Source organism: Devosia sp. BK (assembly GCF_032907385.1).
Lineage (GTDB): Bacteria > Pseudomonadota > Alphaproteobacteria > Rhizobiales > Devosiaceae > Devosia.
The window spans coordinates 2,327,128-2,350,215 of sequence record NZ_JAIMBX010000001.1; the positions used below are offsets into that span (position 1 = coordinate 2,327,128).

General features: G+C 62.1%; 23 protein-coding genes. 13 read left to right on the forward strand and 10 right to left on the reverse strand.

The genetic code is table 11. The annotated features are described in order from the left end of the window. Window positions 1–17: 17 nt before the first annotated feature. The 3 genes from DevBK_RS11395 to DevBK_RS11405 all read right to left on the reverse strand — a co-directional run bounded on the left by DevBK_RS11395 (window position 18) and on the right by DevBK_RS11405 (window position 1,900). The gene (locus DevBK_RS11395) at window positions 18–1,022 is read right to left on the reverse strand and encodes a BMP family ABC transporter substrate-binding protein (RefSeq protein WP_317185504.1); all 1,005 of its coding nucleotides are present in this window, start codon (window positions 1,020–1,022) and stop codon (window positions 18–20) included. Window positions 1,023–1,203: 181 nt separating this feature from the next. Continuing rightward, entirely contained in the window at window positions 1,204–1,326 is a 123-nt protein-coding gene (locus tag DevBK_RS11400; RefSeq protein ID WP_280137162.1) for a hypothetical protein, read from the reverse strand. A 109-nt stretch (window positions 1,327–1,435) separates the two neighbouring features. Next, window positions 1,436–1,900 carry a carbon monoxide dehydrogenase subunit G gene (locus tag DevBK_RS11405; protein ID WP_317185505.1) on the reverse strand — a complete coding sequence of 155 codons (465 nt, stop codon included), beginning with the start codon at window positions 1,898–1,900 and terminating at the stop codon, window positions 1,436–1,438. A gap of 222 nt (window positions 1,901–2,122) precedes the next feature. Between DevBK_RS11405 and DevBK_RS11410 the strand changes: the two genes are divergently transcribed. The 3 genes from DevBK_RS11410 to DevBK_RS11420 are packed head-to-tail and all read left to right on the forward strand — an operon-like array spanning window position 2,123 to window position 5,858. Beyond that, window positions 2,123–3,340 (forward strand): cell surface protein, encoded by a 1,218-nt coding sequence (locus tag DevBK_RS11410; RefSeq protein WP_317185506.1) that lies wholly within the window; start codon window positions 2,123–2,125, stop codon window positions 3,338–3,340. A 30-nt stretch (window positions 3,341–3,370) separates the two neighbouring features. Beyond that, entirely contained in the window at window positions 3,371–4,309 is a 939-nt protein-coding gene (locus DevBK_RS11415) for a DUF6384 family protein (protein ID WP_061907630.1), read from the forward strand. A 4-nt stretch (window positions 4,310–4,313) separates the two neighbouring features. After that, window positions 4,314–5,858, forward strand: a complete 1,545-nt coding sequence (locus tag DevBK_RS11420) for a hypothetical protein (protein WP_317185507.1) — start codon at window positions 4,314–4,316, stop codon at window positions 5,856–5,858. A gap of 54 nt (window positions 5,859–5,912) precedes the next feature. On the opposite strand, the gene DevBK_RS11425 is transcribed toward DevBK_RS11420, so the two are convergent. Next, complete coding sequence (locus tag DevBK_RS11425) at window positions 5,913–9,401, reverse strand: peptidoglycan-binding protein (protein ID WP_317185508.1); 3,489 nt, start codon at window positions 9,399–9,401, stop codon at window positions 5,913–5,915. A 173-nt stretch (window positions 9,402–9,574) separates the two neighbouring features. On the opposite strand from DevBK_RS11425, the gene DevBK_RS11430 reads away from it, so the two are divergent. The 4 genes from DevBK_RS11430 to DevBK_RS11445 all read left to right on the forward strand — a co-directional run bounded on the left by DevBK_RS11430 (window position 9,575) and on the right by DevBK_RS11445 (window position 12,482). Continuing rightward, window positions 9,575–10,246, forward strand: coding sequence for a response regulator (locus tag DevBK_RS11430; RefSeq protein WP_061907627.1), 672 nt, complete (start codon window positions 9,575–9,577; stop codon window positions 10,244–10,246). A gap of 29 nt (window positions 10,247–10,275) precedes the next feature. After that, entirely contained in the window at window positions 10,276–10,674 is a 399-nt protein-coding gene (locus DevBK_RS11435) for a VOC family protein (RefSeq protein ID WP_317185509.1), read from the forward strand. 132 nt (window positions 10,675–10,806) lie between these two features. Then, entirely contained in the window at window positions 10,807–11,724 is a 918-nt protein-coding gene (locus DevBK_RS11440; RefSeq protein ID WP_061907625.1) for a sulfite exporter TauE/SafE family protein, read from the forward strand. Next, window positions 11,721–12,482, forward strand: coding sequence for a TIGR02186 family protein (locus DevBK_RS11445; protein ID WP_317185510.1), 762 nt, complete (start codon window positions 11,721–11,723; stop codon window positions 12,480–12,482). The genes DevBK_RS11440 and DevBK_RS11445 overlap by 4 nt, the downstream gene beginning before the upstream one ends. Window positions 12,483–12,631: 149 nt before the next feature. Here the strand turns inward: DevBK_RS11445 and pdeM are convergent, their stop codons facing one another. Further along, window positions 12,632–13,297, reverse strand: a complete 666-nt coding sequence (pdeM, locus tag DevBK_RS11450; RefSeq protein ID WP_317185511.1) for a ligase-associated DNA damage response endonuclease PdeM — start codon at window positions 13,295–13,297, stop codon at window positions 12,632–12,634. Window positions 13,298–13,391: 94 nt separating this feature from the next. After that, window positions 13,392–15,878 (reverse strand): ligase-associated DNA damage response DEXH box helicase, encoded by a 2,487-nt coding sequence (locus DevBK_RS11455; RefSeq protein WP_410494054.1) that lies wholly within the window; start codon window positions 15,876–15,878, stop codon window positions 13,392–13,394. 211 nt (window positions 15,879–16,089) lie between these two features. On the opposite strand from DevBK_RS11455, the gene DevBK_RS11460 reads away from it, so the two are divergent. Genes DevBK_RS11460 through DevBK_RS11470 form a run of 3 tightly spaced genes read left to right on the forward strand, consistent with a single transcriptional unit; the run spans window position 16,090 to window position 17,248 of the window. Continuing rightward, window positions 16,090–16,377 carry a DUF6460 domain-containing protein gene (locus DevBK_RS11460; protein WP_061907621.1) on the forward strand — a complete coding sequence of 96 codons (288 nt, stop codon included), beginning with the start codon at window positions 16,090–16,092 and terminating at the stop codon, window positions 16,375–16,377. Beyond that, window positions 16,377–17,051 carry a nucleoside/nucleotide kinase family protein gene (locus tag DevBK_RS11465; protein ID WP_317185513.1) on the forward strand — a complete coding sequence of 225 codons (675 nt, stop codon included), beginning with the start codon at window positions 16,377–16,379 and terminating at the stop codon, window positions 17,049–17,051. The genes DevBK_RS11460 and DevBK_RS11465 overlap by 1 nt, the downstream gene beginning before the upstream one ends. After that, complete coding sequence (locus tag DevBK_RS11470) at window positions 17,048–17,248, forward strand: hypothetical protein (RefSeq protein ID WP_317185514.1); 201 nt, start codon at window positions 17,048–17,050, stop codon at window positions 17,246–17,248. The genes DevBK_RS11465 and DevBK_RS11470 overlap by 4 nt, the downstream gene beginning before the upstream one ends. Here the strand turns inward: DevBK_RS11470 and DevBK_RS11475 are convergent. Beyond that, window positions 17,245–18,348, reverse strand: a complete 1,104-nt coding sequence (locus DevBK_RS11475) for a quinone-dependent dihydroorotate dehydrogenase (RefSeq protein WP_082460890.1) — start codon at window positions 18,346–18,348, stop codon at window positions 17,245–17,247. The two genes, DevBK_RS11470 and DevBK_RS11475, sit on opposite strands and share 4 nt — an antisense overlap. Then, window positions 18,345–18,701, reverse strand: coding sequence for a DUF952 domain-containing protein (locus DevBK_RS11480; RefSeq protein WP_061907618.1), 357 nt, complete (start codon window positions 18,699–18,701; stop codon window positions 18,345–18,347). The genes DevBK_RS11475 and DevBK_RS11480 overlap by 4 nt, the downstream gene beginning before the upstream one ends. Window positions 18,702–18,827: 126 nt before the next feature. On the opposite strand from DevBK_RS11480, the gene DevBK_RS11485 reads away from it, so the two are divergent. After that, window positions 18,828–19,463 (forward strand): helix-turn-helix transcriptional regulator, encoded by a 636-nt coding sequence (locus tag DevBK_RS11485; RefSeq protein WP_061907617.1) that lies wholly within the window; start codon window positions 18,828–18,830, stop codon window positions 19,461–19,463. Then, on the forward strand, window positions 19,430–19,906 hold the full coding sequence (gene aac(6') / locus DevBK_RS11490; RefSeq protein ID WP_317185515.1) for an aminoglycoside 6'-N-acetyltransferase: 477 nt from the start codon (window positions 19,430–19,432) through the stop codon (window positions 19,904–19,906). The genes DevBK_RS11485 and aac(6') overlap by 34 nt, the downstream gene beginning before the upstream one ends. A gap of 65 nt (window positions 19,907–19,971) precedes the next feature. Here aac(6') and DevBK_RS11495 read toward each other — a convergent pair whose 3' ends face one another. Continuing rightward, window positions 19,972–21,615 (reverse strand): lysine--tRNA ligase, encoded by a 1,644-nt coding sequence (locus DevBK_RS11495; protein WP_061908066.1) that lies wholly within the window; start codon window positions 21,613–21,615, stop codon window positions 19,972–19,974. Between the two features lie 148 nt (window positions 21,616–21,763). On the opposite strand from DevBK_RS11495, the gene DevBK_RS11500 reads away from it, so the two are divergent. After that, window positions 21,764–22,177, forward strand: coding sequence for a tellurite resistance TerB family protein (locus DevBK_RS11500; RefSeq protein ID WP_061907616.1), 414 nt, complete (start codon window positions 21,764–21,766; stop codon window positions 22,175–22,177). Here DevBK_RS11500 and DevBK_RS11505 read toward each other — a convergent pair. Next, a complete protein-coding gene (locus DevBK_RS11505) occupies window positions 22,174–22,980 on the reverse strand; it encodes a transporter substrate-binding domain-containing protein (protein ID WP_317185516.1) in 807 nt (268 codons plus the stop codon). The genes DevBK_RS11500 and DevBK_RS11505 overlap by 4 nt on opposite strands. Window positions 22,981–23,088 lie beyond the last annotated feature (108 nt).

Sequence of the window (23,088 nt, forward strand, 5' to 3'; positions counted from 1 at the left end):
TCACTCATGCCGAGCGCTTAGAGCGGGCAAGCCGAGTCGGTGGTGTAGTCGTGGACGGTGACTTCACCGGCGATGATCTTGGCCTTGTAGTCTTCGGCCGCGGCCAGCATTTCGGGCGTGAGCAGGTCCTTGTTGTTATCGTCGACCGCATAGCCGACGCCGTCATTGGCAAGGCCGAGAACGGTGAGGCCTGGCTTGAAGGTTGCGTCGTCTGCAGCTTCGGTCAGCGCGTTCTGGACGGCAACGTCGACGCGCTTGAGCATCGAGGTCAGGACCGAACCGGGCTGGAGGTAGTTCTGATTGGAATCGACACCGATCGAGAACTTGCCAGCATCCTTCATGGCCTGGAGCACACCGAGGCCCGAACCACCGGCTGCTGCGTAGACGACGTCGGCGCCGGCATCGACGGCAGCCTTGGCGAGTTCGCCGGCGGTGACCGGGTCATTCCAGGCGGCAGGCGTGGTGCCGGTGTAGTTTTCGATCAGCTTGATATCCGGGTTCGCAGCCTTGGCGCCCTGGGCATAGCCGCAATAGAACTTGTGGATCAGCGGAACGTCCATGCCGCCGACAAAGCCGACCGTGCCGGTTTCGGACTTCATGGCGGCCAGAACGCCGACGAGGAACGAGCCGGTGTGCTCGTCAAAGAGGATCGACTGCACGTTTGGCGCGTCGACGACGGTATCGATCACGACGAAATTGGTATCGGGGAATTCCGGCGCCACGGCGGTCAGCGCGGCAGTCCAGGAGAAGCCGGCCATTACGATCGGATTTGCACCCTGGCCGGCAAAGCGGCGGAGGGCCTGTTCGCGCTGCGCGTCGTTCTGCAGTTCGAGATCGAGGAAGCTGCCACCGGTAGCGGCCTTCCATGCTTCGGCGCCGTTATAGGCCGCTTCGTTGAACGACTTGTCGAACTTACCGCCGAGGTCATAGATCACGGCCGGATCGGCCAAGGCCACACCGGTCAGGATCGCGCTGAGAGCAAGACCACCGGACAGAGCCTTAGTGAGGGTCGAGAAATTCATGGATTTAGTCTCCCTGTCTGACATCGTGTGGCCTGGCACCCCCTCGGGGCCAGTCCCAATGTCCTAACAAAGAATAAAATCGTTGAATGACCCGCCCCGCAAGAGGGATCGGCTATTATTTTTCCGGATGGTCAAAATTCTCGGGGACATATTCTGTCACCCAAGCGCGACGAGGAAATGACTACCACCGCGCAAGGATCGCGTGGAACAGGGTGCCGAGATCGACATCGGCATAAAGCACGCAGAGAACGGCCACTGCGGCAATGAGATAAAGCGCGATGCCGTCACGCGTTTGGCTGGTCATATTCATTTTGAGACAAATTGCAAATGGTTGATGGGCGTGTCTCTAACGCACGGGCCGGGGCTGGATTGTGGCTGCGCGGCGGCAATCAAATCTTAGGGTAAATGCCGCGTTAAGCGCGCGGCAGCGGGGTGACCTCGACGCCAGCCGCAGCACCGAACCGCTCGAAGAAGCCATCGATGATGCGCTGGGCCGAATTGCCGATCAGCGCCTTGCCGAGCTTCATGATCTGCCCCGAAGCGCCGCCATTGGCGGTGAAGGTGAGGATGGTGTTGGGGCCGTCATCGGCGAGCGTGACATCGGCGCTGCCTTCGGCGAGACCCATGAAACCTCCCTTGCCACGACCCGAGAGGGTATAGCTCTCCGCCGGGGCGATATTGGAAAGGGTCAGCTCGCCTTTGAAGGTTGGGTGCATGACGCCAAGATTGACCTTGATCTCGAGGTCGAGCGCGTTTTCGCCGGACCAGTCGATGTAGCTACAGCCGGGAATGGCGGCCTTGAGCATGGCGGGGTCGTTCAGCGCCTCCCAGATGCGGTTGCGCGGGGCGGACATGAGATAGCGGCCACCGAACTCCATCAGGCAGAAACCGCGTCGCGAAGACGTTTTTGTGGATTGGCAGAATTGGGCAAAATCATCGTCGCGGACCCCAGTCTTTACGTGCGGCTTTTTCGCACCAATATGGACTAAATAGTTGCGGGAGCGAGGCGATGCAATTGTCAGCGGAGGCTTCCCGCGCAATCTAGGGTGCATGGGCACCCCACGGCCTCGATGGGCCGCCAAATGCACAGGGAGCGATCGATGACCGACCAAGTGACCACCGCGCCGCAGACCACGACCAGTGCCGTGACGGAACGGCCGCTGCAGTATCTGGACAAGGCCGTCAACGCCATCCGCGACCTCGGCATCTGGCCGGAAAATCAGGGCGAGCAGCCGATCACGGGCCTCTTGCAACAGATTACCGAACTCGACGAAACGCGCGTCATCCTGATCGGCCGCACGCTCTCCCAGGCGAGCGCCTTCAACGAAGTGGTGCGCGAACAGGTCGCCGCCATGAAGATCGGCGAGCGCTACGAAGAGATCACCAAGGGTTTTGATTCCATTCGCGACGACGCCAAGGGCATGGTCGACCAGTTGGAAGACAACAAGCTCGACCTGCTCGAGCGCGCATCGAACGTCTGGATGAAGGTCAGCCGCGGCGATATCGCGACGCGCTTCAACAAGATCCGCGACACCTATCTCGATGTCACCAAGGACACCAAGGATCAGATCGATCGCGAACAGACGATTTTGGAAGCCTATCGCGATTTCCGCGGGGCACTGAAGCAGTCGGAAGTCATGGCGCTTGAAGTGCTTGCGGTCGCTGAAAAGCGCCTTGAGGAAAAAAAGAACATTCTCCAGGCCGCGTCGAACGAAGTGACGGGTTTTGCAGGGACGGCGCCGGCTGATCGCGCCCGTCTTGAAATGGCGCGCGACGAAAAGCTGCGCGACATGCAGAATGAAGAAAAGCGCTATCAGATTGCTAAGGACCTCTCGGACAACCTGACTATTTCCTACAATACCTCGGAAGTGGTGATGGCGCGGCTGATGCAGACGACCAATGCCAAGGAACGCGTCTATCAGCAGTCGATCTCGTTCTTTTCGACCAACGAAACCGTTCTCACCGCCCTCTCCGCCTCGTTCACCGGCATGTTTGGTCTCCATGAATCGACCGCGACGCTGAACGCGATGAAGGAAGGGATGTCGAAGAGCCTGGAAACGCTTTCCGAGATCGGCGACAAGGTACAGGAAGAAGCGGTTCGGGCTGGCTATGGTCCGACGGTGCGCGCTGACGCGGTGAAAAAGCTCGTCGATAGCGTCGTCAATTTCCAAGAAAAGAGCCGCACGATCATCAACGAGATGCGCGTGGCTTCGACCAAGAATTCGGCCGAAATCCGCGATGCCGTCGAGGATGGCAAGCGCCGACTCGCAACGCTAGCGGCCGAGGGCAATGCCCTGCTGCTTGAAACCAAGAACTGATCGGGCCCGGTGGAGACATAGGCCCAGAGGATGAGTGACGCGACGGCCAAGACGGCTGCCCCTCTCGATGAAGTCATGCTGGCGATGGACGTGGTGGACACACTGCGCCATCGACAGGATCTGGCTGTGCGCGAACTCGACGGCGCGGCGCGCGAAGCGCAGCTAATCGAACGCCTGCGCGAGATCTATCGCCAGCAGGGCATCGAAGTGCCCGATCACATCCTCAAGCAAGGCGTCGAGGCGCTGGCCGAAAGCCGCTTTGCCTATGACCCGCCATCGCCAAGCTTCAAGACGACGCTGGCGCGCCTCTATGTCAGCCGCAAGCGCTGGGGGCGCCCTGCCCTTATCGTCGTGGGCGTGATTGTAGTCCTTGCCATTGGCTATTTCGGGGTCGTGCGACCCTTCGCGGAAGGTCGCGCTCATCAGGATCAGGTGGAACTGAGCGAGGGCCTACCGGCCCAGATGGATGCTCTCTACAAGACCATATTCGATGAGACCAAGGTGCAGCAGGCCGTCGTGCAGGCCGATAGCCTCGTCAGCCGCGGCAAGGCTTTTGCGGCCGAAGGCAATCGCACTGGCGCCGAAGATATCGTCGCGCGGCTTACGGCACTACGCGATCAACTCCGCCAGGAATACGTGGTGCAGGTCGTCAATCGCTCCGACGTTCAATCGGGCTTTTGGACCTTTCCGGAAATTAACACCGACGCGACCAATTATTATCTCGTCGTCGAAGCCATCGATCCCGATGGCAAGGTTTTGAGCCTGCCCATTCTCAACGAGGAAACTGGCAAGACCGAGGTCGTTGCGCAATGGGGCCAGCGCGTCTCGGAAGGCGTCTATAATGCTGTCGCCGCCGACAAGCGCGACGATGGCATCATCCAGGCCAATGAAGTGGGCCGGAAATCGGACGGTTTCCTCGAGGTGGAATATCAGATGCCGGTGCTCAAGGGCACCGTGACGCAGTGGTGATGGCATGAGCATAGGCGGTCCACAGGCTCTCGCCAGCCTTGAAGAGGCAATGCGCGATATTCGCCGCGAAGAAGATGAAATCTCCCGCCGGCTGGCGCGCTCCTCCGAAGTCATCGCCAAGGTCAAGGAAAGCGAGGCGGAGCTGTTCCGCCAGCTTGCGCAATTGCGGCTCGACCCATCGATCCAGCGCGAACTGGACGGACGGATTTCGAGTGCCGAAGTGCGCGCCCGCGAGACGCTGAAAACGCATGGCAAGGCTATCGAAGGCGCGCAGAAAACGCTCGACGGCTTTGAGGCCGGGCGCGTGTCGCTGATCGAGCGGCGTGCCAATGCCGTCGCTGTGCTTGCTGAAAAACAGCAGGCGCTCGACGCGCTCCTTCGCGAGGTTGCAGTGCGGCTCGAGGCTGATCCGGCCTATATCGAGAAACGCAAGGCGGCAGCGGCATTGGCCGAAATTGCCGATCAGTCGCTCGACAAGACCAAGCAGGCGGAAGCCGATCGCGAGGAAAAGGGCAAACCCTATCGCGACGATCCGCTCTTTATCTATCTCTGGGACAATGGCTTTGGGACCAGTGCCTATCGTGGCGGCAATCTCACGCGCTATCTCGATGGGCTCGTTGCGGGGCTAGTCGGCTTTGCCAAGGCACGGCCGAACTATGCCATGCTCAACGATATCCCGCTGCGCCTTCGCGAACATGCTGAGCGGCAATCGGCGGGCGCGGAAGCGGCAGAAGCCGAGCTCGCCGCTTTTGCCGATGCCGCGGCGGATGCGGCGGGCGGTAAACCCCTGCGCGAAGCGCGGGCAAAGGCGCAAGCCGATGTCGATGCGATCGATGCCGCGATCGTCGAGGCCGAAGACAAGCGTGATGCCGCGGCCCAGTCGCTGCAAGAACTCAATGGCAGCGACAATCCCGTGCTGAGTTCTGCCGCGGCCGCGCTCGCCGCTGCCCTGGGACAAGAAGATATCCAGACGCTTCTCGCCGAAGCGCGCCGCACGCGCACCGGTCAGGACGATACGATCGTCGCCCAGATCGATGATGCGCGCACCCGCATGCGCGAAGAAGAAGAAGAAAGCCGCGACCTTCGCGATCGCGCCCGGACGCTTGCGGCGCGGCGGCGTGAGCTTGAAGACATCCAGTGGGAATTCAAGAAGCAGCGGTTCGACGATCCGCGTTCGACGTTCCGCGAGGACAGGCTCGTGGGCGATCTGCTCAACGATTTCCTGCGCGGTGGCATTTCGGCGGCGAGCTATTGGGACCAGTGGCGCAAAAGCCAGAATTGGGCGCCGGGCAGCGAATGGGGCGCAGGCAATTCTTCGTCGCGGCAAGGCGGCTCGCCCTGGGAGGGCGGCGGCGGCTTCAACTGGCCCGACAACAGCTTTGGTGGCGGCGGTGGATCGTCGGGCAATCGCAAGCCGCGGGCGCCCGGCGGATTCGGTGGCGGCTGGAGCGGCGGGGGCTCGAGCAGTGGTGGCGGATTTTCGCGACCGCGCACGGGCAGCGCAGGCACGCGAAAACACGGTGGCTTCAAGACCGGCGGCGGATTTTAGCATCGTGCCAATACAAAAAGCCCCGCTTGCGCGGGGCTTTTTGTTGGCTGCGCCTCAGACAGGTTGACTGCCAAGGACCGCAAGAAGGCGCGGATTGATCTTGCCGGTTTCGTTCATACCGGTGCCGCGTTCAAAAGTCTTGATCGCTTCGGCGGTCTTGGGGCCGGCGACGCCGTCCGGGTTGCCGATATCGTAGCCGAGGCGCGTCAGCACTTCCTGGACGCGGGCAATCACCTCTTTGCTCGTGATCGCGTCGCCGGGATTGAAATCCTTCATCCAGGTGCCAATGGGCGCAAAGTTGGCTTCGAGCTCGATCGGCTCGGCCTTCCAGGCATCGACTTCGGCAGTGATGCGGCTGACGGCATCCGCAGTCAGGGATTTGGCGATATCGTCGCGGGCCTTGGCCGAATCCGCGTCGCCGCGCTTGGCGGCGAGCGAGAACCACTTATAGGACTTTTCGAAATCCTGCTCGACGCCAAGGCCGCGGGCATAGAGCATGCCGAGATTGAACTGGCTATCGGTCATGCCGCGCTGTGCGGCGCGCTCGAACCATTCCGCAGCCTGGTTGAACTGCTGATCGCCAAGCTGGCCGCTGGCATAGAGCGCGGCAAGATTGTGCATGGCCATGCGATTGCCGGCATCGGCGGAGCGCTGATACCACAGGCGAGCCATATCGAGGTCCTTGTCGACCCCCGTGCCCGCTTCATAGAGACTGCCGAGACGGTATTGCGCCGGGGCAAAGCCCTGGGCCGCGGAGCGTTCGTACCAGACGGCCGCTTCCTTGGGGTCGGCCGGGACGGCGCGGCCTTCGGTGTAAATGGCCGCGATTTCGAATTGGGCGCGAGCGTCGCCATCGGCTGCCGCCTGCCGCATGGCCTCGGGACCAACGGCTTCAGGCGGTAGATCGAAGGTTTCCTGAACAGCAGGATTGACCGCGCCGATGACTGGGTTTTCCTCGATGACGGATTCAGCCGTCGTCGACAGCGGCTTGGCCTGTTCGGCGAAGAGCGCCGGCGGCATGGGCGTGACTTCCGGGGCGCGCGAGAACGACATGCGATCGCCCGGATTGATGGCGCCGACCGAGGTGGCATCGACCATGTCGATGACGCGCGGCGCGATCAGTTCGGAGGTTTGGGTCGAGGGTGCAGGATCAACCGGAATAGTGAGCGAGCTCACTTCCGGCGTGGCGTCGGTCGCGGTCGATTCGACCGCTGCAGGAGCCGCCGTATCCTCGCGCATGCGCTGCATGACGAGATTGAGCGTCAGCATGGACACGGCCACGACGGCTGCCGCAAGCAGAAGCGGGCGACGATGGCGAACGAGGAAGCTTGGCTGAGCGTCATTGGTGTCTTCAGCGCTTTGCGGGGCGACTTCTGGCGCAGGCTGGCGCGGACGGCGCTTTTCCGGCTTGGGCGCCACGGGCGTTTCGACGGCAGCGGCTTCGGCCTTGGGCTGCGGCTTTACGCGCGCCAGGGCACGGCCGATGATCGAATCCGACCCCGAGGGCGCAGCGGGCAATTCCTGGCGGGCGCGCTGAGCACGGCGCGCGGCGGCAACGAAGGTGCTGGTATTGGTCTGCGGCGCTTCGACAGCGGGAGCGGCATCGACGCGTGGCGCGCCAAAGCTTTCCTTTTCGGCTGCAAAGCTCGATTGCGGGCGCGGCGGACGCTCGACCTTTTCGGGATCGAAGGCGGGAGTTTCGGGGCGCACTTCGGCTTTGGGCGCTGGCTTGGCGGCGGGGCGTGGTGCAGCGGCAGGCGCAGCCTTGGCTTTTGGCGCTTCCTTGAAACCACGATCGACCAGCGGCGCTTCGTCCGCGGGATTGGCCGGCATGGCATCGTCGCGCTGACGCGCATCGAGGCGCGAGAGGAGTTGGTCAAGCCGCGAGGACTGGACGTCGAGATCGTCGTCTTCGACATAGGCCGGGGCTTTTGGGGCCGGTGCAGCAGCCGGTGCTTCGGCGCGCGGTGCGGCGGTCGGCGCAGCATTGCGCGCGGCGAGGGCCGCTTCGAGGCGCGCCAGACGCTCGGCGGTATCTTTGCCGGCGGTGTTGAAGACAGCGGTCATGCGCTTTTCGAGCGCTTCAAACCCTTCGGGATTGAACGCGGGCGCCGTGGCGCCGGACTTGGCGACGGCGGCCGACGCCTTTTCGGCGATGAGCTGCGCAAGAGTGTCGGCGTCGGGGGTCTTCGAAACCGAGCGCACGAGGCTCGAAATGCGATCTTCGATGGTCTTGAGGCTTTCGGGGCCGAACATGGCGACCGGCGCAGGCGCCTTGCGGCTCATGGCGTCGCTGGTGCGTTCGGCGACGAGAGTGGCGAGTTGCTCGAAATCGGGCTTGTCGCCGGCATCGTGATAGAGCCGGGCAAGGCCGTCGAGTTGGGCGCCGGCTTCGTCCATGCGGACCATCAGGCGCTTGAGCTGGCTTTCGACGGCGCCGGTATCGACCGGCACGACCTTGGTGCTCAGCGCTTCGATCTGGCTTTCGATTTTTGCAAAGCGCGGCTCCATGCCGGTGATGACGGCCTGCTTGAGCGCGGCGATATCATCCTTGAGGGCAAGCACGTCGCCCGATCCACTGCCACTCTGTTCGAGACGATCGGCAAGCGCATCGACGCGGGAGACGATGAGGTCGGGGTTGATAGAGTGATCGCGCAGGGCTTGGGTGACAGCGGCCATTTCGCCGGTCAGGCGCTCGAAATCGCCGGATGAAATGCTCATATTGCGCTCGATCGCATCGATGCGATCATAGACGCTGCGGACATTGGCTTCGATCGAGGCCATGGCCGGTTCGAGTTTGGCCATGGACTTGCCCTTGGGCGCGGCCTCGGCGCGTTCTTCGCGCACGATTTCACGTTCCATCTGCTGGGCCTGGAGTTCGGCAAGCTTGGCGACGGTATTGGACACGTCGTCGAGACGGGCATTGACGGCGCTGAGATCGACGCGCGGACCCTGCTCGATCATGGCGCCGAGCGCCGCGATCTGCTTTTCCAAGCGCTTGACCTGGCCGGTTTCGCCGACGGCACCGGCGAGCAGTTCAACGACCTGGGTCAGTTGCTCGACCTGGCTTGCGACTTCGCGCACCTCTTCCGAGCCGTTGCGGACGGTGCGCAACTGGCCTTCGAGATTGCCGATGCGATCGCCGATGCCCGAGACGAGCACGGAGAGATCGCGATAGTCCGGCATATCGGCCGGGCGACGATCGAGGAGCGAAACGCCGGCTGGCCCCTGGCGGGAGCGGATTTCGTTGATGGCCGCTGTCAGATCATCGGCATCGTCATCCTGATGATTGAAGCGATCGACGGCACGCTTGACGCTTTTCAGTGCTTCGCGGCGGCGATTGGAGGTGTCTGGGGTGCCGACCTGATCGCGCAGGTGCTTGACGCGGGTCGAGAGGCCATTGGCTGGCGAGGCGCTCGCGCCAAACCGGCTTTCGACTTGATCGAGCAGGGCGACCAGTTCGCCACGCAATGCCTGCCAGTCGCCAGCTCCCGGTTCGTGGGCGGCGTCTGCGTAGTCCGATTGTGGATAGGCGCGGGCCATGGGCAGTCCCTGTCAACTCGCTGGTGCCAAGCCGAAGCAGCACGAAGGTCTAAAGGTTACTTTTGGGAAAACATGGTAAAGAACCCGTTAAGCATCGCTGCATTATGCGAATGCTGAAGGCCTGAAACGATGGTTTTCTCGTCATTTGATCGCTTCTGGAGTTCCAAACGCCCATGACTCGCCGCCGTATCATCATCGTCGACGACCATCCGCTGTTCCGCGCAGCCCTGCGCCAGACGCTTGCGGGAGGGGATGCGACCGTGCATGTCGAGGAGTCAGGCGACCTCAACGCGTTGAGCAAATCGCTCGATGCCGACCGCGATTGCGACCTAGTGCTGCTCGACCTCAACATGCCGGGCGTGCGGGGTTTTTCGGGTCTTTTGCTGGTGCGGGCGCAATATCCCGATATTCCGGTAATGATCATTTCCGCGGTCGAAGATGCGACCGTCGTGCGCCGCGCCTTCGAGCTTGGCGCCTCGGGTTATCTTCACAAGTCCGAAGGTCCGACGGAGATCCGGCGTGCGATCGAGACAGTGCTCGCGGGGGAAGTATTCATACCTAAGGGCACGACCCTGACCGGCGAGGACGAACAATCTGCGCTGATGAAGCGGCTTGCGGCCCTCACCCCGCAGCAGGTCCGTGTTCTGATGATGCTCAGCGATGGGCTGATGAACAAGCAGATCGCCTATGAACTGTCCATTTCCGAAGCGACGGTGAAGGCCCACGTCTCCGCCATCCTCCAAAAGCTCGATGTCGATAGCCGTACCCAGGCTGTCATCGCGGCTGCCCGCATCGAAGAAGGGCAATTCGAAGCGCTCTTTGCCACCGGGGCAGAAAAAGCCTAGACGAGGCCACCGCGAAACCGGAGTGCGCCATGAAGCCGAAAATCAACATCATCACCATCGGAGTGGACGAGCTGGAACGCGCCTTTGTGTTTTATCGCGCCTTGTTCGACATTCCCGATGAGCAGATCGGGGCGGGTGAAGATCACATCGCCTTCTTTTTCGATGACGATTTTTCCTTCGTCCTCTTCCCGCGCGAGCAGATCGCCCTGACCGCCGGCAAGCCCGAGGCCCTCGAAGGCACCCCCGGTTTCGTGCTCAGCCACCGCGCTGACAGTGCCGACGAAGTCGACGCGATCCTCGAGCGCGTGCTGATCGGTGGCGGCCTCATCATCACCCCGGGCACGGAATCGGAATGGGGCTATTCAGCCTATTTCGAGGATACCGAGGGCAATGTGTGGGAGCTGATGGCGACGCCTGTGGCGAACTAGCCAAACGGCGGTGCACAAAAAATCCTACGGATCGATAAAATTATGACCTGTTTTTCTGGAACCTTGACCACTTGTTGACGGTCTAACCGTTAGCTTCAGGCTCAAACACCAGACCAGACGGGACCCAGGGTCTTGCAGATCTATCTGCCGATCGCCGAGCTTTCCGTGAACCTCTTTTTCCTCGTGGGGATCGGAGGGGCAGTCGGCTTCTTGTCGGGACTGTTCGGCGTCGGTGGTGGCTTTCTTCTCACCCCGCTCCTCATTTTTTCCGGCGTACCGACGTCGGTCGCCGTTGCATCTGTGACCGGCCAGGTCGTCGCTGCCTCGACGTCAGGTGCGCTTAGCCATTATCGACGCGGCGGCATCGACCTGCATCTGGCGATGTACCTCATCCTCTCGGGCATTCTTGGCGCTTTCGGGGGCGTAGCGACCTTCTCGATTCTGCGCGCCAATGGCCAGCTCGATCTCGTCATCGCGGTCGGCTTCGTGGTGCTCCTCGGCTTTGTCGGCACCTTGATGCTGCAGGAATCGGTGCGTGCGCTCCTCAAGCAGCGCAAGGGCGTCGTCGTGCGCGACCGTCAGCCGAACCAGCACAGCTGGATCCACGGCCTGCCCTGGCGCGTGCGCTTCAAGAAGAGCCGGCTCTATATCAGCGTGCTGCCGGTCCTCTTGATCGGGCTCTTTATCGGCTTCGTCGGCTCGCTCCTCGGCATTGGCGGCGGCTTCGTCATGGTGCCCGCGCTCGTCTATCTCTTGCGCGTGCCCGGCAATGTCGTGATCGGCACGTCGCTGGCGCAGGTCGTCGCGATGATGGCGGCAACAACGATCATGCATGCCGTGCAAAGCCAGAGCGTCGATATTCTCCTCGCCTTCTGCCTGATGGTGGGCGGCACGGCCGGCGCACAATTTGGCGCGGCAGCCGGTCAGCATCTGCGCGGCGAACAGTTGCGCGGGCTTCTCGCCCTTCTCGTCCTCGCCGTCGCTATTCGCTTCGGGCTATCGCTGGTCTTGACCCCGAGCGATGTGTTCTCGATGGCAGTGGCGCGATGAAACGGCTTTGGCTTGTTCTTCTGGCGCTGCTGCTTCCCGTCCTGCCCGTGCAAGCCGAGCGGCTCGTCTCAGGCATTTCCAATGACACGATCCAGATCACCTCGAGCTTTGACGGCGAACGGCTGACTTTTTACGGCACGATTGCGCCCGATGCTGGATCGACGGAGCGCGTCGTTCAGGGACCGTTCGACGTCGTCGTCGTCATCCTTGGCCCGACGCAGAACCGGGTCGCGCGCGAGATGACGCATAATTTCGGCATCTGGCTCAATACCGAGCAGGTCGAGTTCAAGCGCTTTCCGAGCTATTTCCATGTGCTCTCGAGCAAGCGGCTGATCGAGATCGCCGACATCAACCTCCTCAACGAGAATTACATCCTGCCTGAAGCCCATGCCATGGCGCCGAACCCGGCAGGCTTCATGAAGACGCTCGAATTCGGGCGCGAACTGATTCGGCTGATGTCGCAGGATGGCTTGTTCGGGGTGCAGGAAAACGGCGTCCAGTTCATGTCCGACACGTTCTATTCAGCGCAGTTGACCCTGCCGAGCAGCGCACCGCCCGGGCCCTATATCGCCCAGACCTATGTGTTCAAGAACGGCCAGATCATCGCGCGCAAGTCCGAGGGCTTTGCCGTGCGCAAGATCGATTTCGAACGCTTCCTCGCGCAGTCGGCGACACAGTCACCGCTCCTCTACGGCATTGCCTGCGTCGTGCTGGCGTTGTTTACCGGCTGGTTGGGCGGGGTGCTGTTCCGGCGGTAGCCGCCCTCGACGGCTTCCCCCCTCATCCGGCGCTGCGCGCCACCTTCTCCCCGAGAGGGAGAAGAATGTACTGCGCCCCCCTTTATTCCTCTCCCCCTCGGGGAGAGGTGGCCCGGCAGAGCCGGGTCGGTGAGGGGGAAAATCCGATCCTAGCCCCGCACCAATCGCTTGGGCGAAACTGGATAAGTCCGGTCACGCCCCAGCATCGTCACTTCCACCGAAGGCCAGTGCAAGAGGCCGACAAAGGCGGGCGAGAGGATGTTGAGCGCGCCGGTCGAGCTGCCATAGGCCGGCAGGATCATCAGGCGGTTGTCGTGGACAAAGCAGGCGCTGCGGGCGGTGCGGCCCGACACAGCGATGCGCGCCGCGGGATGGAGATGGCCGGCGACGAGACCCGCTTTGCCCCGCTTCGGTTCATGGGTCAGCGAAAGCCCGTCCAGTTCGAGTTCGGCGCAGCACATGCCGCCGATGACATGGGGGGCGGGATCATGATTGCCCGAAAGCCAGGTGCATTCGATGGTTTCGACGATCGTATCAAGCCGCAGCCGTTCGGCTGCGCCGAGCAAGGCGCTGGCATCGGCGCGGTGAAAGGTGTCACCGAGCGAGATCAGCTTTTTTGCGCCGGTGCGGCGAAGATCGGCTTCGAGCCGCGCCAGCGTCATGCCGGTATCATAGGGCGGCAACATCTGGCCGCGGCGCGCAAAGCTCGCCATTTTTTCAAAATGCAGGTCGGCCACGAGCAGGGTCTGCCGCGCGTGCCAATAAAGGCCGCCGGAGGGGAGAGGCTCGAAATTGTGGCCGGCGAAGCGCAGCACGGGGGACTCCAGCGGAGAAATATCGGAGGCAGCGCTGAGCATATGGTTTCTTCGTCACCCGATCGGAAGGCCTCGCAGACCTCAGTGACGACACCTAAATCTCGCCGACGGCCTCGCGCAGGAGTTCTTCTGCTGCGTCTGCCATAGCCGATTCGCGGGCTTCTCCGAAAATGGGTTCCTTGCCGATATCGAGCATGATGGGCACCGCGAGCGGTGAAATCTGCGTGAGCGGCTTATGGACGATATGGGATTTGATGCGCGCCAGCATCTGGCCCAGGCGCTCGATATCGAGGAGACCACGGGCGGCGTCGCGGCGGGTGGCTTCGATCAGGATATGGTCCGGCTCGTGCTGATAGAGCACGTCGTAGATGATGTCCGAACTCATGGTGATTTGGCGGCCGGACTTTTCCTTGCCCGGATGTCGGCGCTCGATGAGGCCGGAAATGATGGCGCAGTTGCGGAAGGTCCGCTTCATGAGCGCGGATTCATCGAGCCAGGATTCGAGATCGTCGCCGAGCATGTCCTCGTCGAAAAGTTCGTCGAGCGAGAGACGATCGGTGCGGATCAGCGCCGAGAGATCACCGAGCCCCCAGATGCCCAAGGAGTATTCGGAAGCGACGAAGCCGAGCGGGCGGGCACGCATGCGTTCGAGCCGCCGGGTTAGCAGCATACCGAGCGTCTGGTGCGCCAAACGCCCCTCGAAGGGATAGCAGACGAGGAAATGATTGGAGCCGCGCGGAAAGGTTTCAACGAGTAGGCTATCGCGCCGCGGCAAGACCGAAAAATCGCGCTGCAGGCGCAGCCAGTCACTCACCTGATTGGGGAGTTTATCCCACTCGTCGGGCGTATCCATGATGCGGCGAACGCGCTCCGCGAGATAGGTCGAGAGCGGGAAGCGGCCGCCGGAATAAGACGGCACCTTGGGGTCCTTGGCAAAGGCGCGGGAAACGAAGGCCTCGTTGTCCTTGATGCCCTCGAAGGCGACGATCTCGCCGCCAAAGACGAAAGTGTCGCCGGGGACAAGCTGGCCGAAAAAGTACTCTTCCATTTCCCCGAGCACGCGACCGCCTGAACCGATCGGGCCCGTCGTCCGCCCGCGCTTTTGCTCCTTGGAGCGAATGAGGCGCACGCGGACCATGGGCTCTTCGATGATGGTACCGATATTGAGCCGGTATTGCTGGGCGACGGAAGGATGCGACAGACGCCAGCGCCCATCCTCGTCTTGCCGCAGCCGGGCGTAGCGCTCATAGGCGCGGAGGGCATAGCCGCCGGTCGCGACGAAATCGAGGATGCGATCGAACTTTTTGCGCTCGAGATCGCGATAGGGCCAGGCGCGGATGACTTCGGCATAGAGATCATCGGCAAAGAAGGGCTCGGCGCAGGCCATGCCGAGAACGTGCTGGGCAAGCACATCATAGGCGCCGGGATGGGGGTCCTCGCTGTCCTGGTGGCCCTCCGAAACCGCCTCGACCGCCGCCTCGCATTCGAGCACTTCGAAGCGGTTGGACGGCACGAGAAGCGCGCGCGAGGGATCGTCGAGCCGGTGATTGGCACGGCCGATGCGTTGCAGCATGCGCGAGGAGCCTTTTGGCGCGCCGATCTGGATGACGAGATCGACATCGCCCCAATCGATGCCGAGATCGAGCGTCGAGGTACAGACGACGGCCTTGAGCTTGCCATCGGACATGGCCGCTTCGACTTTGCGGCGCTGCTCGACCGAGAGCGAACCGTGGTGCAGCGCGATGGGCAGCATGTCTTCGTTGATGTCCCAAAGACCTTGGAACAGCATCTCGGCCTGGGAGCGCGTGTTGACGAAGAGGAGCGTCGTCTTGTGGGCCTTGATGGTTTCGTAGAGATCGTGGTGGGCATAGCCCGCCGAATGCCCGGCCCAGGGGAGGCGCTGCTCGGTTTCGAGAATGGCGAGTTCGGGCGGCGCGCCACCGGTCATGCGGAGGAGATCGGTGTGTCGGTTGGGGACCGGTTCGGCGATCCAATCGCGGAGGAGATCGGGGCGGGCAATGGTGGCCGAAAGGGCTGTTACCCGCATCTCGGGCGCGAGACGCGCAAGCCGGGCTAGCCCGAGCGACAGGAGATCGCCGCGCTTATTGGTCACGAGCGCATGGAGTTCGTCGAGAACGACGCGGCGGAGTGTGCCAAACATCAATTCGGCATGGGGATGGGAGATGAGCAGCGCCAATTGCTCGGGCGTCGTAAGCAGGATGTGTGGTGGCTTGAGCCGCTGCCGGGCGCGCTTGCTGGCCGAAGTATCACCCGTGCGCGCTTCGACCCGGATGGGCAGGCCCATTTCGATAATGGGGTTGGAGAGGTTGCGATGGACGTCGACCGCAAGCGCCTTGAGCGGGGAGATATAGAGAGTGTGAAGGCCCTCGAAGTTGCCGTCGACGAGATCGGTGAGGCTCGGGAGAAACCCCGCCATGGTCTTGCCTGCGCCGGTCGGCGCGATCAGCAACTGGCTCGCGCCCGATTGATAGCTCCCTAGCACATCGAGCTGGTGCTGACGCGGCGACCAACCGCGCTTGGCAAACCAGTTGGCAATGACAGGTGGAAGTTCCGCCGACAAGGTCACCCCCTCCCGACCTCCCCCATCAAGGGGGAGGTGAAGGGATTGTGCTCATGAAAAGATCTTGCGCCAAACGCGATGCGGCACCTCCCCCTTGATGGGGGAGGATGGGAGGGGGTGTCGGCGGAAGCGAAAGTTGACAACAAGCACCTACTGCAAATCGGGCTAAAGCCTATATGATGGGCTTGAACCTGCCAAACGGAGCGAACCGATGACAGAAGACCTACGCCCCGACCCGCGTTCCGGGCTCGAACGGTTTTTGGGCGACCGGCCGATGGCGCTAGCCATCAGGCTGCTGCTGATCTCGCTTTTCGTCGGCTTTCTCATGACCGTTTTCGGCTTCGATGCCGCCGATCTCGTGCGTGGCGCGACCGATGCAATCCGCGATGTGCTGCGCGATGGCGGCGGCGTTTTCCGTCAGCTTGGCGCCTATATCCTAACGGGTGCCGCGATCGTGATCCCGGTCTGGATCGTCCTTCGCCTGTTGCGGGCGCGCTGATGCTCTCCGGCAAGCTGACGCTGACCCCGATCGACGCGCTGACCGAATTAACGGTCATTGCGCAGCAATTGGCCGATAAGGCGGAAGGCCGGCGCATAGCGCTGGGTCTCGCGGGTGGCCCGGGCGTCGGCAAATCGACGCTGGCGGCGGATCTGGTTGGGGCGCTTAATGCGGCGCAGCCGGGGCTTGCGGCGCTGGTGCCCATGGATGGCTTCCATATGAAGCACGCCAAGCTCGAAACCATGGGCCAGACGGATTTCAAAGGGGCGCCGCACACCTTCGAAGCGGGCGACTTCGCGCAGTTCGTCAGCCGGCTCAAGGTGGCGACGGAGGCCATGAGCGGCCCGGGTTATTCGCGAAAGATCGAAGATACCGTCGACGATGCCTTCACGGTTTCTCCAGAAGTGAAGGTGCTGGTGGTCGAGGGCAATTATCTGTTGCTCGACGACGGCGATTGGGCCGCGGTGCGTCCACTTCTTGATTATGCAGCGTTCATCTCCGTGCCGCGCGACCTCGTCCGCGCGCGGTTGATGAAACGCCATGGCGAAGAAGGGCTGTTTACCGAGGAGCGCAACCGCGCCCATATCGAGAGAAACGATCTGCCCAATTACGATCGCGTCATGGACACGCAGGGACGAGCGGATGTGATCATCACGCTCGACGTGGCGCAGTGAAGACCTGGCCGATTGCGCTCGCCGTCGTCGCGGGAGCGGCAATCGTTGCAAGCGCCGTGGTGCTGAAGCCGAGTCCCTTTCGCGAATGCGTGGGGATCATCTCGGAAGACATTTTCCGGCAGGACCTGACGGTGACGCTCGATCCGCGCGATGTGGAAGCACAAGCGGCGCGGATCTGCTCTGGCGTCAGTTCTTAAGCCTCGCCGCGGGCCCAGGCATCGGTCTTGGTGCCAACAAGATCAGTGATGTTTTTCTTGCCCGAGGCGCGCACGCTCGTGACAAGACCTGCCTTGATGCGCTCCAGGAGATCGAGACCACCAAAGACCAATGCCGAATAAAGCTGGATGGCATTGGCGCCAGCTTCGAACTTGGCGAGCGCGGTCTGCGGCGAATGGATGCCGCCGACGCCGACAATCGGCAGCGCCCCGACGCGCTGGCGCATCTGGGCGAGGCGCTGGGTCGAGAGGGTGAAGAGCGGTTTGCCCGAGAGGCCGCCCATCTCATCGGCATTTTCGAGGCCAGCGACCGGATCGCGCGAAATGGTGGTGTTGGACACGATCAGGCCATCGAGATCGGTCGCGCCGATGACGCGCGCAATGGCATCCATCGCCGCTTCGTCGAGGTCGGGCGCGATCTTGAGAAGCGTGGGCACGCGGGTCTTGGCCTTGGCGCGCGCATTAAGCACAGCATCGAGCAGCCGCGTCAGGGCCTCATCGGCCTGGAGATTGCGCAGACCCGGCGTGTTGGGCGAGGAAATATTGACCGTCAGATAATCGGCGAGATCGGCAAAGCGTTTGACGCCCGCGACATAGTCGGCGACGAAATCCTCGCTGTCCTTGTTGGCGCCGATATTGACCCCGAGCGCTGCGGGGACGCGAAGGCCTTTCAGGCGCTCGAACGCGGCTTCATGGCCTTCATTGTTAAAGCCCATGCGATTGACGACGCCTTCGGCTTCCGGAATGCGGAAGAGGCGGGGTTTTGGATTGCCGGCCTGCGGGCGCGGCGTGACCGTGCCGATCTCGACCATGCCGAAACCCATCAGCGCCAATGGGCGCGGCACTTCGGCGTTCTTGTCAAAGCCGGCTGCCATGCCGATCGGGTTCTTGAGGTCGAGACCGCAGAGGCTGGTCGCGAGCTCCGCCGGATCGGGCCGCTCCTGCGTCGGCGCAAGACCCATGCGGAGCGCCGTGATCGTCGCGCCATGCGCGGTTTCCGGGTCCATGCGCAACAGCGCGTCGCGCGTCAGATTGGCCAAACCGGCATTGCGCAGCAGTGGCGAGAAGGCGGAGAAGATCATTGGACACCGGCCGGCAAATGACACGAACCGTCCGCAGCAACGCTGATCTGCTCTTCCCAGAGGATATCGGCGATGTCGAGCGGCCCACCATAAAGATGCGGAAAGAGTTCGCCACCGCGCGAAGGTTCCCAGACGAGCCTATCGCCCAGATCCACCGTTTTGACCGCTAGGAGCAGCAAACACGATTGGCCGGCAAAATGCAGCCGTAGCGTTTCCGAGAGTTGGCTCGCCGTCGAAAAATGCATGTAGCCGTCTGCAGCATCGATCGGCATTCCGGCAAAATTGCCGGAAGCGCGGGCTGGGGCAAAAGCAGCGGGCGTGGTGATTTTATAGATCAGTTCGGGTGTCGACATGGCGCGAAACTAGACAAGGCGCAGCGGATCGGCAAGCGCGCATCGGCTCTTTACAGGGCCAGTTGAGAGGGCTAGTTTAGGACTAATTTCCTTGTCTATAATCGAACTCCTTTTTACGGCTGTGACATGCTTTCACATCGGGCCCTCTGGGACGGTATCGACGCTGTGGCGCAAAGAAATGGCCTATCGGTGTCGGCGCTCGCCAAATTGGCGGGGCTCGACGCCACGGCATTCAATGTCTCGAAGCGCGTGAGCAAGGACGGGCGGGAGCGTTGGCCGTCGACGGAAAGCATCGCCAAAGTGCTCGAAGCGACGGGAGAGACGATGGATTCGTTTCTCGCGGGCGGCACGTTTCTGCATATGGATGCCCCCCGCTACCGCACGGTGCCGCTGCTCGGTCTGGCCCAAGCGGGGGCCGGCGGCTTTTTCGATAGCGCAGGTTTTCCAGCCGGACAGGGTTGGGACGAGGTCAGCCTGCCCACGCCGGGCGATCCCGGCATTTATGCGCTCGAAATCCAGGGCGATAGCATGGAGCCGCTTTATCGCGAGGGGGACCGGGTCGTGGTTTCGCCCACCGAACAGGTGCGGCGCGGCGATCGCGTCGTCGTCAAGACGCGCGAGGGCGAGGTCATGGCCAAAATCCTCTATCGCCAGACGGCCAACCAGATTGAACTTCATTCGCTGAATCCCGCCTATGATCCGCGGATACTGAACATGAAGGATATCGAATGGATCGCGCGGATCATCTGGGCCAGCCAGTAACGATCGCTCCCGCCGTCCCGAGTGACGCCTGCGATTGGACATCCATGCGCACGGCGCTTTGGCCCAGTGGTGGCAATGGTGAACACGCGGCCGAGATTGCTGAACTGCTCAAAGATCCCGGGGAGACGATCAACCTGATCGCACGAGGTGCGGATGGCGCGGCGCTCGGTTTTGCCGAGGCCGCGCTGCGGCGCGACTACGTCAACGGCTGCAAGACTTCGCCTGTAGCGTTTCTCGAAGGGATTTTCGTTGTGCCGGAGGCGCGCGGCAAAGGCGTGGCGCGTGCGCTTATTGCCGCCGTCGAAGGCTGGAGCCGCGCCCAAGGCTGCACTGAATTTGCTTCAGATGCAACGCCCGAGAATGCAGCAAGCCTTGCGATGCATGCCGCGCTGGGCTTTGCCGAAACGCAGCGCGTGGTGTTTTTCAGGAAAGTTCTGGGGTAGCGGCTGGGTTCTGAGTCACGCCCACTCCCTCCCCATCGAAGGGGAGGAAGGGAGGGGATAGCACGCTAGTTCAGCAGTTCGCCGGCAAGCGCCTTGTCGATCAGCTTCCGCGTGTTCTCGATCCCGTAGAGCGCCGCAAACGAGCCGAAGCGCGGGCCGCGTTCCTGGCCGATCAGCACCTGATAGAGCATCTGGAAGAACTCGCCAGACACGCCGGGGCCGCCTGTCGGGCCCTTCTTTGTGTGATCCTGATAACGCTCGATATTGCGCGCGACATCGAGCGCCGCATTCTGGATCGTTTCGTTATCGGCATCGGCGGGCAGCGCTGCGAACGCAGCGGAAAGCCCTTCGAGCGCGGCCCGTTCGACATCGTCCGGCGCGCGATAGGTCTTCTTCACGAAGTCGCGGAAGTAGCGCATGGCGTAGCCGACCAGCGCATCGAGATGCGGGTGGGTCTTGGCCGAAATCCCCGGCGCATAGGCCGAGATATAGCCCCACATGACTTCGGGCGTTTCCGGGTTCGAAGCCGTTGCAAGGTTCAACAGCAGCGCGAAGGTGATCGGCATGTCGACCTTGGGCACATTGCCGTAGTGGACATGGAAGGCCGGGTTTTCGAGCCGTGCTGCCGCTTCCTGCTTTTCGTAGGAGGCGACATGGGCAAAATATTCGTCGACCGCGCGCGGTATGACATCGAAATGCAGACGCTTGGCGACGCGCGGCTTCTGGAACATGTAGAGCCCGAGGCTCTCGGTCGGCGCATAGGTCAGCCATTCGTCGATCGTCAGGCCATTGCCCTTCGATTTTGAAATCTTTTGCCCTTCGGCATCCAAAAACAACTCGTAAACATAGTGCTCGGGCGGAGTGCCGCCGAGGATCGCGCAGATCTTGTCGTAGATATGCTGATTGGTCTGGTGGTCCTTGCCGAACATTTCAAAGTCGACGCCGAGCGCTGCCCAGCGCATGCCGAAGTCCGGCTTCCACTGCAGCTTGACGTGGCCGCCTGTGACCGGAACCGTGGTGTCGCGGCCGTCTTCGTCCGCGAAGGTCACCGTGCCGTCCTTGGCGTTCACTTCCTTCATCGGCACGTAAAGCACGCGGCCAGAAATCGGCGAGATCGGCAGGAATGGCGAATAGGTCGCCTGACGCTCGGCGCCAAGCGTCGGCAGCATGACGTCCATAATGGCCTGATAGCGCTCAGCCGCGAGGCGCAATACGGGGTCGAACTGGCCGGAGCGGTAATAGTCCGTCGCGCTCGCAAATTCGTAATCGAACCCAAAGGTATCGAGGAAGCGGCGCAGCATGGCGTTGTTGTGGTGGCCAAAGCTCTCATATTCGTTGGTCCACGGGTCCGGCACCGAGGTCAACGGCTTTTGCAGATGCGGCTCCATCGCTTCCTTGGAAGGGACGGTGTCCGGGATCTTGCGCATGCCGTCGAGATCGTCGGAAAAGCACAGAAGTCGCGTCGGGATCTGGTCACGCGTCAACAGGCGAAAGGCCGTACGCACCATCGTGGTGCGCGCCACTTCGCCGAACGTGCCGATATGAGGCAGGCCCGAGGGACCATAGCCGGTTTCGAACAGGGCTTCGCCCTTGCCCGACTTTTCGAGCCGTTTGACGATCTTGCGCGCTTCTTCAAACGGCCAGGCGCGAGCGGTCTGCGCAGGCTCAAAGAAGGAGGGGTCAAGTTCGGGCAAAGCAGCGGACGACACGGGCTGACGGCCTTTCGGAAAATACGAGAAAACAGGCAAGGCATGCGGTGTCGCATTCCCTCGCTTTGACGTCAATGTCGCAGGTGGTTGCGAAAGTGCAGCCGGAGACCTAGTTCTTGTGCCTGTTTACTCTTTGCCGGAAAGCACCATGACGACCACTGCCCATGACGCTCTGATCCACGTGATGCTTGTCGCTGCGTCCTCGGACAGCACCATGACGGAGCGCGAACTGTTTCGCATCCAGGCCCTGATCGACCGCCTGCCGGTGTTCGAAGGCTTTGATAAATCGAGGCTGATGGCGGTCGCCAATGATTGCGCGGATATGCTGAACGAGCCCGATGGCCTCGATCGCGTGCTCGACAATGCCTTGGCAGCCTTGCCCAAGAAGCTCGAGGATACCGCCTATGCGCTTGCGGTCGAGGTGACGGCGGTCGACCTCCACCTCGAACAAGAAGAGCTGCGCTTTCTCGAAATGCTCCGCGACAAGCTCAGCATCGATCGGTTGACGACGGCCGCAATCGAAGTCGCGGCCCGCGCCCGCCACCGTCGTCTGCCGGCTTAATAAAACCCGACAGGGAACCAGCGCAGATAGAGTTCATCGAGGGCGCCGTTCTGCTTGAGGCGGACGAGTGCCCAATCGATGGTGTGCCGGATGGCGTCGTTCCCGGCGGGAACAGCGATGGTTAACCCCTCCCCAAAGAGCTCCGGCCGGAAATAGGGTTCGCCGGCAAAGCTGCAGCAATCGGGATTTTCATTGAGCCAGAACGCGGTGCGCATGGCATCGCCGAAATAGGCATCCGCCTTGCCATCGCGAAGCGCGGAAAGCGCGTCGATCTCGGTTGCGAAGGGAGCAACCGTCACGTCCGGCATATAGCGCGCCATGAATTGGGCATGGGCGCTGCCTTCGCGCAGGGCAACGGTCTTGCCTTTAAGACCGGCCACCGAAAAAACCGCGGCGTCGTCGGTGCGCGTGACGAAGCGTCCCGGCAAGGCCAGGTAGGTCGATGAAAAATCGAAGCGTTCGCCATTTTCCGCGCTGACTGCCAGACCGGCGATCAGCGCATCGCCCTGGTTATCGGCCAGTGCATTGGCCGCCTGGTCCCAAGGCCAGGCCTGGAGTGTGCAAGCGATATTCACCTCGGCACAGATGCGCTTGGCGAGATCGACATTGAAGCCGATCAATTCGCCGGTGCTATCGCGAAAATTGAACGGCGGGAAATCGGCCGTGGTGAGGAACCGAATGGCCGGCACGGCGCCCTGCATCGGCAGGATTTCGCGGGCGTCGGGATCGGCGTGATTGGGGAGGGGCTGGGCGACGGCGGGGGCACTGAGGGCGAAGAACGCCAGCGCGAGGAATGCGCGCAAAGACCCCCACCTAGCCTCCCCCTGCAAGGGGGAGGAATACTTCTGCGCGTGTAGCTTGATCGTGTCCCGACCACGAAACTGTCCCTCCCCCTTCGAGGGGGAGGCTAG